Origin of the sequence: Streptomyces sp. NPDC050997, assembly GCF_040660135.1 — a bacterium.
Lineage (GTDB): Bacteria > Actinomycetota > Actinomycetes > Streptomycetales > Streptomycetaceae > Streptomyces.
In genome coordinates this window covers 181,864-194,449 of sequence record NZ_JBFAGK010000005.1, presented here as the reverse complement: position 1 = coordinate 194,449, position 12,586 = coordinate 181,864, and the positions used below count along the sequence as shown (strand labels likewise).

General features: G+C 70.2%; 7 protein-coding genes. 3 read left to right on the top strand and 4 right to left on the bottom strand.

Features of this window, described 5'->3' with window-relative positions; genetic code table 11:
* Nucleotides 1–156 precede the first annotated feature (156 nt).
* On the top strand, nt 157–1,290 hold the full coding sequence (gene dusB, locus AB0H86_RS13600; RefSeq protein WP_362436779.1) for a tRNA dihydrouridine synthase DusB: 1,134 nt from the start codon (nt 157–159) through the stop codon (nt 1,288–1,290).
* A gap of 27 nt (nt 1,291–1,317) precedes the next feature.
* On the opposite strand, the gene AB0H86_RS13595 is transcribed toward dusB, so the two are convergent.
* The 3 genes from AB0H86_RS13595 to AB0H86_RS13585 all read right to left on the bottom strand — a co-directional run bounded on the left by AB0H86_RS13595 (nt 1,318) and on the right by AB0H86_RS13585 (nt 6,935).
* Entirely contained in the window at nt 1,318–3,222 is a 1,905-nt protein-coding gene (locus AB0H86_RS13595; protein WP_362436777.1) for a CDP-alcohol phosphatidyltransferase, read from the bottom strand.
* A 156-nt stretch (nt 3,223–3,378) separates the two neighbouring features.
* A complete protein-coding gene (locus AB0H86_RS13590; protein ID WP_362436775.1) occupies nt 3,379–5,316 on the bottom strand; it encodes a glycogen debranching N-terminal domain-containing protein in 1,938 nt (645 codons plus the stop codon).
* Nucleotides 5,313–6,935 carry a hypothetical protein gene (locus AB0H86_RS13585; RefSeq protein WP_362436773.1) on the bottom strand — a complete coding sequence of 541 codons (1,623 nt, stop codon included), beginning with the start codon at nt 6,933–6,935 and terminating at the stop codon, nt 5,313–5,315. Before AB0H86_RS13585 ends, AB0H86_RS13590 begins: the two co-directional genes overlap by 4 nt.
* A gap of 123 nt (nt 6,936–7,058) precedes the next feature.
* Here AB0H86_RS13585 and AB0H86_RS13580 point away from each other — a divergent pair, with 123 nt between their 5' ends.
* Together AB0H86_RS13580 and ppdK are read left to right on the top strand one after the other, a co-directional pair.
* A complete protein-coding gene (locus AB0H86_RS13580; RefSeq protein WP_362436771.1) occupies nt 7,059–8,261 on the top strand; it encodes an ROK family protein in 1,203 nt (400 codons plus the stop codon).
* A gap of 481 nt (nt 8,262–8,742) precedes the next feature.
* The gene (gene ppdK, locus AB0H86_RS13575) at nt 8,743–11,436 is read left to right on the top strand and encodes a pyruvate, phosphate dikinase (RefSeq protein WP_362436769.1); all 2,694 of its coding nucleotides are present in this window, start codon (nt 8,743–8,745) and stop codon (nt 11,434–11,436) included.
* A gap of 469 nt (nt 11,437–11,905) precedes the next feature.
* On the opposite strand, the gene AB0H86_RS13570 is transcribed toward ppdK, so the two are convergent.
* Nucleotides 11,906–12,586, bottom strand: a 681-nt coding sequence (locus tag AB0H86_RS13570) for a hypothetical protein (protein ID WP_362436767.1), incomplete at its 5' end; no start/stop codon positions are given.

Below are 12,586 nucleotides of genomic sequence, written 5' to 3'. Positions count from 1 at the left end.
GTACGCCGACTTCGATAGTGCGTCTAACTAATGACTGTTACATGATCTTCACGCGGGGCGGCGAGCCCTCGGTCGGGCGGAGCTGACGGAGCTCTCGGCCGAGTGAGGGACAATGGCCTCTTGCCCTCTGTCGTACGTTCGCTCCGGAGCCCCCTGATGACCGACCCGCTCTCGATCGGCCCCCACGTCGTCGCGCCGCCCGTGGTGCTGGCGCCGATGGCCGGGATCACCAATGCGCCCTTCCGCACCCTGTGCCGGGAGTTCAGCGGCGGCAAGGGGCTGTTCGTGAGCGAGATGATCACGACCCGGGCGCTGGTCGAGCGCAACGAGAAGACCATGCAGCTGATCCACTTCGACGAGACCGAGAAGCCGCGCTCGGTCCAGCTGTACGGCGTCGACCCGGCGACCGTCGGCAAGGCCGTCCGCATGATCGCGGAGGAGGGCCTCGCCGACCACATCGACCTGAACTTCGGCTGCCCCGTCCCGAAGGTGACCAGGAAGGGCGGCGGCTCCGCCCTCCCGTACAAGCGCCACCTGCTGCGGGCGATCCTGCGGGAGGCGGTCAGCGGGGCGGGTGACCTGCCCGTCACGATGAAGATGCGCAAGGGCATCGACGACGACCACATCACCTACCTCGACGCCGGCCGTATCGCCGTCGAGGAGGGGGTCACCGCCATCGCGCTGCACGGCCGCACCGCCGCCCAGCACTACGGCGGCACCGCCGACTGGGACGCCATCGCCCGCCTCAAGGAGCACGTCCCGGAGATCCCCGTGCTCGGCAACGGCGACATCTGGTCGGCCGAGGACGCGCTGCGGATGGTGCGGGAGACCGGCTGCGACGGCGTGGTCGTGGGGCGCGGATGTTTGGGGCGGCCGTGGCTGTTCGCGGACCTGGTCGCCGCCTTCGAGGGACGTACGGAGGCCATCGCGCGGCCTTCCCTCCGCGAGGTCGCCGACATCATGGTCCGGCACGCCACCCTGCTCGGCGAGTGGATCGGCGACGAGCCCCGCGGGGTCATCGACTTCCGCAAGCACGTGGCCTGGTACCTGAAGGGCTTCGCGGTCGGTTCCGAGATGCGCAAGCGGCTCGCCATTACCTCGTCGCTGGCCGAACTGCGGGCCGGGCTGGACGAGTTGGACCTCGACCAGCCCTGGCCCGTCGGCGCGGACGGGCCCCGCGGACGTACCTCCGGCAACAACCGGGTGGTGCTGCCGGACGGCTGGCTGAAAGACCCGTACGACTGCGCGGGCATCGGCGAGGACGCCGAACTGGACACCTCCGGGGGCTGAACCGGGTCGCGGACCGCCCAGGAGCGGTCAGTCCTTGGACGGATGCGGTGTCGAGCCGTACGCCGTCAGGAAGCGGTCGCGGAACGAACTCATCTTCCACACCGGGGCGTTCTTGGCGGGCTTCAGGCCCTCCGTCCAGTTCCACCCGGCGATCTTGTCGAGGACCTTCGGGTCCTTGGCGACGATCGAGACGGGCACGTCACGGCTGGCGTGGCTGCCGCTGACCCGGGCGATCGGCTGGTGGTCGCCGAGGAAGACCAGGACGGTGTCGTCGGTGCCGTAGCGCTCCAGCCACTGGGTGAGGCTGGTGACGGAGTACTGGATCGACTTGCCGTACTCCTCCTTGGAGCGGGCGGAGTCGGTCATGACGTCCGACGGGTTGGTGCCGGCCTTCTGGATCGGGCCGAAGACCGAGCCGTCGCCGAGTTCGTCCCAGCCGACCATCTTCGGGATCGGGGACCAGGGCTGGTGGCTGGAGGTCAGGATGATCTCCGACATCAGCGGCTTGTCGCGCTTCTTGCCGTGCTCCAGGCGCTGGAACGCCTCCAGCGCGTACTGGTCGGGCATCGTCGACCAGCTGAACTTCGGGCCCTTGTAGCCCATTTGGAAGGCGTTGTAGACCTTGTCGAGGCCGTAGAAGCTCTGTTCCGGCCAGCCCTTCTGGACGCCGGGCATCACACCGACCGTGTCCCAGTCGCCGGTCTTCTGGAAGGCCTTGGTGAGGCTGAGGTGGTCGCTGGAGGTGACCGTGCGGTAGCGCTGCTGGTTGTCGACCCACAGGCCGGACATGGTGGTGGAGTGGCCGAGCCAGCTGCTGCCGCCGTAGGTCGCCGAGGTCAGCCAGCCGCTCTTGGCGCGGAAGCCGGCCTTCTCCAGTGACGCGGTACTGGCGTCGAGCGTCTTGTCGACGCCGGGCGCGATGCCCGGGTCCTCGATCGCGCTGCGGCCGTAGCTCTCGATGAAGGTGAAGATCATGTCCTTGCCGCGCAGGTCGGGCACCAGCTGGTCGGCGGGCGTGTTGCCGAACTGGTCGGCCCTGGCCTCCTTCTGGAACGCCGCCTCGTCGCGCACGGTGTCAACGACCCGCCGCGCCTGCACCTTCAGGGCGCCGGCGGCCCGGTCGGAGGCGATCGGCATGCCGTCGACCTGGAGGCCGAGGGCGGAGCAGGTGATCCACACGGTGCCGGCGATCAGGGTGGCCCGGGTGGCGGCCTGGGTGTTGCGCGAGAGCAGGTTGCTCAGCCGGACCGTCGCCAGGGCCATCAGAACCAGCACCAGCACGACGAGGAGGACGGCCCCGACGGCGGCACCGATGGCGGTCGCCCGGCCCATCGAGTCCTCGACGTACGCCTGGGCGTCGTCCAACAGGCCCCAGTCCAGCACGAGGTTGAAGCCCCGGCCCAGGTACTCGAGGAAGCCCATGTCGAGGACGTTCACGATCGTCAGTGCCCCCAGCACCGCCCCGGAGACCGCCGCCAGGATCACCCGCGGCCGCCGCGGCAGGGCGAGCATCACGACCGCCGCCAGGATCGCCTCCGCGGGCAGCCGCGTGAACCGGTTGGGCTGCAGCGCGGCGATCCTGTTCGGCATGACCAGCGCGGCGAACACCAGGACGGCGGCGAGCACCGTGGTCGACCAGTGCAGGACGAGGGCGGCGGTGGGGTAACGGGCGCGCCAGGCACGCCAGTTGGCGAGACGGACTCTGAGGGGGGTGCTTTTGCCCGTGCCGGGGGCGTCGTCCTCAGCTGCGGGCGCGGCCTCGTCAGCTCCGGCCTCGTCAGCTTCGGTCTCGTCAGCTCCGGCCTCATCATGTACGGCCTCGTCCGGCGTCGCTCCGATCGCCGTCTCTGTCGCTTGCTCGCTCTTGGGTGGGACGGAGGGTGTGTCGTCGGCCTTGGCCGGCGGTTGGCGAAAGCGCGTGAAGACAGGCACCCGAAGGTCCTTCCGTACGAAGCCCGGCGGAGCGGTGGAGCCGGTCCGAGGGGGACCGGATCCACCGTATTTCCGTACGGTTCGCCTCCGTCCGGTGTTCAGCCCTTTTGCCCACTGCTCGGCAAACACCGGGCAAACCACTCACCAACCGGGGCGTCAGGCGCCCCCGACCGCCGTGAGCAGCGCCAGCGGTGCCGCCGCCGACCGGGACTCCCGTACACACGCGTGCGGATACGGGACCGGCTCCGCGTGAGTGTCGCGGCCGTAGCCCGCGAGGACCTCCGGGAGACGGTGGCCGGTCGCGGTCGCCGCGTCGACCAGGGCGTGGGCGACCGAGCGGGCCTCGTCGTGCAGGCCGTAGCGGGCGAGCCCCAGGGCGATCAGCGCGTTGTCGTGCGGCCAGACCGAACCGCGGTGGTAGGAGAGGGGGTGATACGCCGGTTGTCCCGCGGCGAGCGTGCGGACGCCCCAGCCGGAGAAGAAGTCCGGGTCCAGCAGCCGCCGGCCGACCTCCTCGCCGTACTCCTTGTCCAGCAGCCCCGACCAGAGCAGATGCCCGGCGTCCGAGGCGAGCGCGGTCATCTGGCGGCCCTCCCCGTCCAGCGCGAGCGCGGGAAAGGAACGGTCCGGCATCCAGAAGTCCCGCTGGAAGCGGTCCCGCAGATCGGCGGCCGCCTGTTCCAGCAGCGCGGCGTACGTCTCGTCCTGCCACACCGTGCGCGCCACCCACGCGGTGCGGCGCAGAGCGTCGTACGCGTATCCCTGGGCCCCCGCCGCCATCACCGGGCCGCTCGCGCGGGTGCCGTCGGCCGAGCAGATGGCGCCGGGGGAGTCCTTCCAGTTCTGGTTGGCGAGGCCGCCCTCGTCGGCGCGGTAGACCAGATAGCCGCGCGAGGTCAGCCCGCCGTGGTCCAGCATCCAGCCGATCGCCGCGCGGGCGTTCGGCTCCAGACGGCGGGCGAGAGCCGTGTCCCCGGTGCGCTCGACATACGCGCCGAGCAGGACGAGGAACAGCGGGGTCGCGTCCACCGAGCCGTAGTAACGGCCGTACGGCACCTGCCCGAAGTGCGCCAGCTCCCCGTGCCGGACCTCGTGCACGATCTTGCCTGGCTGGGCGACCGACTCCGGGTGGGTCCCGGTGGCCTGGGTCGCGGCGAGCGCGGGCAGCGTCGCGGCGGCGAGGTGCGGCCGGTAGGGGAGCGCGAACAGGGACGTCAGCAGGGCGTCCCGGCCCAGCAGGGTCAGGAACCAGGGCGCCCCCGCCGCCGGTACCCGCAGTTCCTCGCCGTCCGGGCCCCTCGCCGGGACCTGGAGCGAGGCAAGGTCCGCGAGACCGCGCGCACAGGCCGCGGCCAGCTCCGGCCAGCCCGTCGGGAAGGCCACGCCCTCAACGAACTCGCCCTCCAGGGAAAGGAGTTGATCGTTCACGGCGGCCGGGGAGCGCGGCACCCTCCGGGCCCGCCTGTCTCCGTGCGGGCGGGCCATCACCCGCAGCGTCAGCTCCGCCGAGCCGTGCGGCTCCAGGTCCAGCGTCCACACCAGGCGACGGGCTCCGGTGCCGGTCTCCTCGACGCCGTCCGGAGCCGGTTCGGCCGTCACCGTCGTACAGGAACGCCATTCACCGCGCTGGTAGGCGAACTCCACGCCGTCGTCGAGGATCTGGCGGGAACGGGTGGCGCCGATCTTGGTGTACGTGCGGTGGTCGGAGCGCAGTTCGAACTGGTCGGTGAAGTCGGCGTCCGCGGTGACCGCGAGGCGGACCGTGGTCGGCGTCGGGCGATTGCTGGTCACCCGCAACGACTCGACGAACGCGCCGTCCGTGACGGCCTGGGCGCGGAAGAGCGTGTACGCGGGCGGCTCCTGGCGACCGCCGCGCGGCACCAGCACACAGCGCGCGGTGTCCCCGTCGGCGACCGGCGACAGCGCCTCGGGCACCGCGCCGTCGACGGTGAGCTGCCACCGGCTCAGGTGCCGGGCGTCGCGCACGAACAACCCGTCCGGGGAACCGCCGCCCCGGTGGCCGCTGATGTCCCCTCCGTCGCCGACGGCGGCGAACGTCCCGCCGTGCACGAGCAGATGATGCCGGTCCGTCATCCCCGGTCCCCTCCCTTGACTGCCGTGACTGTGGTGACTTCTGCTTCCGCTGTGACTTCGGTGTCTGTGGTGTCCGCCGTGGCCGCAGTGTCCGTGGGGCGTGCCGTGTCCGTGGGGCGTGCCGTGTCCGTGGTGCCCGCGGGGCGTGCCGTGTCCGTGGTGCCCGCGGGGCGTGCCGTGTCCGTGGTGTGTCCGGTGTCCGCGGTGTCGCTGTGCAGCAGGTCGAGCGCGAGCGCCGCGGTCCAGCTGAAGCCGGTCGCCCCGCAGGCCTCGCCGGCGTACGGGTCGACGTACTCCGCGAAGTCGGTGGACTCGGCGAGCTCCAGGGCGGTCGCCCGCAGCGCATCGGCGCGCGCCCGCTCGCCGTGCGTGCGCAGCCCGCGCTCCACCAGCCAGCTCGTGTTGAACCAGGCCGGTCCGCGCCAGTAGCGGTGCGGGTCGAAGGCCTCGCCGAGCAGGTCATAGCTCGGGACGAGGCGGGTGGTGTCGCCGAGGCCGAAGTGCGGTCCGCTCAGGGTGCGGACCAGCGCCGTCGTGATCTCCCGAGGCAGGCCCGGCAGCAGCAGCGGAATCAGCCCGGAGACGCTGCGCTCGGGGATCAGCGCCCCGCCACGTCCGGCCCCGCCCCGTCCCTCCTCGCCCCGCACGTCCCGGCACAGGAACATCTCGGCCGCCGGATCCCACAGCCGCTCGACGAGCGCCGCCGTCAGGCGTTCCGCGCGCGCTTGCCGGGCCGTACCGGACGCGCCCAGTTCCCGCGCGATCCGGGCGAGCGCGTGCTCGGAGGCGATGAGCAGGGCGTTGAACGCGGGGTCCTCGACCGCGAACTCGCCCCCGTCGACTCCACGGCCCGCGCCCGGCCCGTCCCGGTACCCGCGGTCCCGGTAGTCGGCCGCCAGCCGCACATACCGTCCGTAGTCCAGATCCGTCGGCCGGTCCTCCGCCGCCCCGTGGTCGAGGTCGGCGCGCCGGAAGGTGCGGGCCGGGGCGGGTGTGATCCGGCTCAGCGGGGCGTCCCAGCAGGGGCTGTTGTCCATACCCTGTTCCCAGGGGTGCACGACGGACGCGAGGGAGCCCCCGCCCAGGTCCCGACGGTGCAGCAGATACCGGTGCCAGGCCGCCAGCCGGGGATACATCCGGGCGAGGAAGCCGCGCGCCCGGGACAGCCCCGGGTCGGCGCGGTGCACCAGCCAGGCGGCCAGCGCGTGCACCGGTGGCTGCACGATGCCGGAGGTCTGTACGGTGCGCGGGGCGCCCGCGGTGCTCCCGGCGGTCGAGGAGCGCCAGAAGTCGGGGCTCGGGAAGTACGCGTCGAGCGGCACGGAGGGGTTGAAGACGATGTGCGGCACCCGGCCGTCGCCCCACTGGGCGTCGAGCAGTGTCTCCAGCTCCGTCTGCGCCCGCAGCGGTGACAGATGGCGCAGCCCGATCGCGATGAACGCGGAGTCCCAGGACCACTGGTGCGGGTACAGGGAGTGCGAAGGCACCGTGGACCGGCCGGTCCAGTTGTCCTCCAGCACTCGGGCCGCCCTGACATGCAGGGACCGTCTCGTGCGCGGCGGATCGTATACGACGGCGGGCTCCGCCGGGCGGGCGATGAGCTGGGCACTGCGATCCACTCGGGGCTCTCCGAAGACGTATGGCCGACTGATCGGTTCGGCTGTGGCTACCGTAGGGTTACGTCTATTTAACACGCAAAACTCAATATGTAATGCAAGGTTGAGAAACACAAGGGGGTGTACATGACCGGTCGAGGTCAGGTCGGCGCGGGAGAACTGCTCGAACTGGTACGCCGTGGCCGCGCCACGACTCGCGGTGCGCTCCAGCAGGCCACCGGCCTCTCGCGCGCCACCGTGGGCCAGCGTCTCGACCGTCTCTTCCGCGCCGGCTGGCTGCGCGAGGGCGCCGGCGGCCCGGTCGACTCACCGCTCGGCGGCCGGCCCTCCATCACGCTCGAGTTCGACGACTCGCACGCCGTCGTCCTCGCCGCCGACCTCGACACCCGACACGCGCGCGCCGCCGTCCTCTCGCTGACCGGCGAGATCCTGGCGGAACACGCCGGCACGCTGGTCATCGGGGACGGCCCCGACACGGTGCTCGGCGAACTCGGCCACTGGTTCGCCGAGCTCCTGGAGAAGGCGGGCCACCGCGCGGACGAGGTCTGTGGGATCGGCCTCGCGGTACCGGGCCCCGTCGACACCGACACCGGCCGGGTCGTGCAGCCGCCGATCATGCCGGGCTGGGACGGCTATGACATACGGGGCCGCCTGGCGAGAGCCTTCGCCGAACACACGGGCGCGGACGCGGTGCCGGTACTGGTCGACAACGACGCCAACCTCATGGCGTACGGCGAACAGCGCACCGCACACCCCGACTGCTCGGCGTTCGTGCTGGTCAAGGTCTCGACGGGGATCGGCGCCGGAGTCGTGGTCGACGGCTCGGTCTACCGGGGCATCGACGGAGGCGCCGGCGACCTCGGCCACATCCGGGTCCCGGCCGGCGCCGACGCGCTGTGCCGCTGCGGTTCCTACGGCTGTCTCGCGGCCGTCGCCAGCGGTGGCGCCGTGGCCCGGCGGCTGGCGGAGACCGGAGTGCCGGCGGCGTCCGGCTCGGATGTGCGGGACCTGCTGGCGTCCGGACACCCCGGGGCGGCGGCGCTCGCGCGGGACGCGGGCCGGCAGGTCGGGGACGTCCTGGCGACCGTCGTCACGCTTCTCAACCCCGGAGTTCTGATGATCGCGGGGGATCTGGCCGGAACTCCCTTCCTCACGGGGGTGCGGGAGCTGCTGTACCAGCGGGCGCTGCCGCGCTCCACCGCTCATCTGGACGTCGTCACCTCACGGCTCGGAGACAGGGCGGGGCTGATCGGGGCGGGGGCGATGGTGGTGGAGCACCTGTACGCGCCGGAGCGGGTGGAGGAGCGTCTGCTGGCGCTGGGGGTATGACCGGTGTGACCACCTTGTTTCCGGCGGGGTTCCGGTCCGGATACGCGTCCGCATGGTGAAATCCCGGCGTCTGTGGCAGCGTGATTATCGCCACCCCTGATAAGGGTTGCGCTCAGATGAGCGGTTCGTGATCGACTGCACTTCTCCAAAGAGTGGCACTCAGTGCCACGCCTTGATCGTTCATCGATCGAAATCAAACGGGCTTACTTCCGCTCGTATGAGCGGGATTTACGGTAGTGAGCACCTTCTTGCGTTCAAGAAGTGAAAACATCGGCCTGTCTTCGCTTGCCACGCTGTGACTTTCGATCCGGTGGCGGACGAGTGGTTACAGGCGTATGACGCGCAAGTGGACGTACCCAGGTGCCTTCGATCTGGGTATGTTCCTGGCCGTCAGGGCAGCCACCGCGAGCTCGAGGAGTCGAGACCCGTGTCGGAAAACAAAGATCTCCATGGAGCCGAGCCGACCGCGAGCGTTGAGGGCGTGAAGTTCGTTTACGACTTCACCGAGGGCAACAAGGACCTCAAGGACCTCCTCGGTGGCAAGGGCGCCAACCTCGCCGAGATGACCAATCTGGGTCTCCCGGTGCCTCCCGGCTTCACCATCACCACCGAGGCCTGCAAGGTCTACCTGGACAGCGGCGCGGAGCCGGCGGCACTGCGTGACGAGGTGAGTGCGCACCTCGACGCGCTGGAGCAGCGCATGGACAAGAAGCTGGGCCAGGCCGACGACCCGCTGCTGGTGTCGGTCCGCTCGGGCGCGAAGTTCTCGATGCCCGGAATGATGGACACGGTCCTCAATATCGGCCTCTCCGACAAGTCGGTGCAGGGCCTGGCCAAGCAGGCAGGTGACGACCGCTTCGCGTGGGACTCCTACCGCCGCCTCATCCAGATGTTCGGCAAGACGGTCCTCGGCGTCGAGGGCGAGCTCTTCGAGGACGCGCTGGAGGCGGCGAAGGCGGCCAAGAAGGTCACGGTCGACACCGAGCTGGAGGCCGCCGACCTCAAGAAGCTCGTCACCAAGTTCAAGAAGATCGTCAAGACCGAGGCCGGCCGGGACTTCCCCCAGGACCCGCGCGAGCAGATGGACCTCGCCATCCACGCGGTCTTCGACTCCTGGAACACCGACCGCGCGAAGCTCTACCGCCGCCAGGAGCGCATCCCGGGCGACCTGGGCACGGCCGTCAACGTCTGCTCGATGGTCTTCGGCAACCTGGGCCCCGACTCGGGCACGGGCGTCGCCTTCACCCGCGACCCCGCCTCCGGCCACCAGGGCGTCTACGGCGACTACCTGCAGAACGCCCAGGGCGAGGACGTGGTGGCCGGCATCCGCAACACGGTGCCGCTCGCGGAGCTGGAGACGATCGACAAGAAGTCGTACGACCAGCTGATGCAGATCATGGCAACCCTGGAGAACCACTACAGGGACCTCTGCGACATCGAGTTCACGATCGAGCGCGGTCAGCTGTGGATGCTCCAGACGCGCGTCGGCAAGCGCACCGCGGGCGCGGCCTTCCGTATCGCCACCCAGCTCGTCGACCAGGGCCTGATCGACGAGGCCGAGGCCCTCCAGCGGGTGACCGGCGCCCAGCTCGCCCAGCTGATGTTCCCCCGCTTCGACGAGGAGGCGAAGGTCCAGCAGGTCGGCCGGGGCATCGCGGCGTCGCCGGGTGCGGCGGTCGGCAAGGCGGTCTTCGACTCGTACACCGCGGTGAAGTGGTCCCGTTCGGGCGAGAAGGTCATCCTGGTCCGCCGTGAGACGAACCCCGACGACCTGGACGGCATGATCGCGGCGGAGGGCATCCTGACCTCCCGCGGCGGCAAGACGTCCCACGCGGCCGTGGTCGCGCGCGGCATGGGCAAGACGTGTGTGTGCGGCGCGGAGGAACTCGAGGTCGACACGAAGCGCCGCCGGATGACCGTGCCGGGCGGACACGTGGTGGAGGAGGGCGACCTGATCTCCATCGACGGGTCGAGCGGCAAGGTGTACCTGGGCGAGGTCCCGGTCGTCCCGTCCCCCGTCGTCGAGTACTTCGAGGGCCGGATGCACGCGGGCGCCAACGACGCCGACGAACTGGTCGAGGCCGTACACCGGATCATGGCCTTCGCAGACCGCAAGCGGAGCCTGCGGGTGCGCGCCAACGCGGACAACGCCGAGGACGCGATGCGGGCGCGGCGCTTCGGCGCCCAGGGCATCGGCCTGTGCCGTACGGAGCACATGTTCCTGGGCAACCGCCGCGAACTGGTCGAGCGCCTCATCCTGGCCGACACGGAGGTGGAGCGCGAGGACTCCCTCAAGGCGCTGCTCCCCCTCCAGAAGCAGGACTTCGTCGAGCTGTTCTCCGCGATGGACGGCCTCCCGGTGACGGTCCGTCTGCTGGACCCCCCGCTCCACGAGTTCCTCCCCGACATCACCGAACTCTCCGTCCGGGTGGCCCTCGCGGAGTCCCGCCAGGAGCCGCACGAGAACGAACTACGCCTGCTCCAGGCCGTACACCGCCTGCACGAGCAGAACCCGATGCTGGGCCTGCGGGGCGTACGCCTCGGCCTGGTCATCCCCGGCCTGTTCACGATGCAGGTCCGCGCCATCGCGGAGGCGGCGGCGGAACGCAAGGCGGCGAAGGGCGACCCGCGCGCCGAGATCATGATCCCGCTGGTGGGCACGGTCCAGGAGTTGGAGATCGTCCGCGAGGAGGCGGACCAGGTCGTCGCGGAGGTCGAGGCGGCGACGGGCACGAACCTGAAGCTGGCGATCGGCACGATGATCGAACTCCCGCGAGCCGCGCTGACCGCCGGCCAGATCGCGGAGGCGGCGGAGTTCTTCTCCTTCGGCACGAACGACCTGACGCAGACGGTGTGGGGCTTCAGCCGGGACGACGTGGAGGCCTCGTTCTTCACGGCGTACCTGGAGAAGGGCATCTTCGGCGTCTCCCCGTTCGAGACGATCGACAGGGACGGCGTGGGGTCGCTGGTGAAGCTCGCGGCGGAAGCGGGCCGCAAAACCCGCCCCGACCTGAAACTCGGCGTCTGCGGCGAGCACGGCGGCGACCCGGAGTCCGTCCACTTCTTCCACGAGGTGGGCCTGGACTACGTCTCCTGCTCGCCGTTCCGGATCCCGGTGGCGCGACTCGAGGCGGGAAGGGCGGCTTCGCAGTCCGCGGGGAGCGATCACCGGTAGGGCCTTACGGCGCTTGCTGAACGGGGCCTGCGTACGGGCCGAATGGCCCTGCGTACGGCCTCACCTGAACCCCGGAACCGCCGCCCGTCCCCGACCGACCCTCACCGATGGGCGGCGGTTCCGGATCACTAGAGAGGGCGGCATCCTGTGCGGGGGTGCCGCCCTTTCGCGCATCATCTGCGGGGACTGCCAAGCTACGTCGCTGACCAGGCAAAATGACGTTTGTTGGCGTTGTCTGCCGCTGAATCTGCCCCGAGCCCCGGGGTGTCCCAGCGTGAGGTAACGCTTCGATCGCCAGACTGCGCGATAAAGGGTCCTCGTAGCGGCGCCACGAGTCGAACCTGGGAAGGCTGTGCCAGCAGATTTACAGACCGCGCGGTGCAACGTATTTGACCTGGACCATCTGGCCTCTAGGGCCTGTCTGCCCCTCAGGTATCCCATAGGCCAAGGGGCTGAAGACATCCCCTCGTCAGCTCAAGCCTCGCCGAACCTGCTCGGCGAACCGTCGGAACTGTTCATCCTGATCGCCAATCGCACGATCGAGTGCCGTCTTTGTCTCAGAAGACGATGGCTTTGCGAGTACCAGAATGCGCAACGCGGTACGCCTAGTTTCTTGACTCCCTATGCCTGTGGCACTCCCAAGATCACCGCTTGCGAGGCCCACCAGGAGAGCGTGACAGTCTGCGTCCTCCGGCCACCGCTCGACCAACACCTCCAACGCCCCGAGTCGCACGTCCCCGTCGCCACGGGCCAGATCGAACAGCAGGGGGCGAACCTCACCATCCTCCGGCCACCGCTCGACCAACACCTCCAACGCCCCGAGTCGCGCGTCCCCGTCCCCGTCGCCACGGGCCAGATCGAACAGCAGGGGGCGAACCTCACCATCCTCCGGCCACCGCTCGACCAACACCTTCAACGCCCCGAGTCGCACTCCGCTGCCCTCATCGCAACGGGCCAGATCGAACAGCAGGGGGCGAACCTCACCATCCTCCGGCCACCGCTCGACCAACACCTTCAACGCATCGAGGCGCACTCCGCTGCCCTCATCGCAACGGGCCAGATCGAACAGCAGGGGGCGAACCTCACCATCCTCCGGCCACCGCTCGACCAACACCTCCAACGCCCCGAGTCGCGCGTCCCCGTCCCCGTC

Excerpts from the sequence above, each read along its gene's own strand:
- dusB (WP_362436779.1), top strand. The coding sequence starts at position 157 with ATGACCGACCCGCTCTCGATCGGCCCCCACGTCGTCGCGCCGCCCGTG.
- AB0H86_RS13590 (WP_362436775.1), bottom strand. The coding sequence starts at position 5,316 with ATGACGGACCGGCATCATCTGCTCGTGCACGGCGGGACGTTCGCCGCC.
- AB0H86_RS13580 (WP_362436771.1), top strand. The coding sequence starts at position 7,059 with ATGACCGGTCGAGGTCAGGTCGGCGCGGGAGAACTGCTCGAACTGGTA.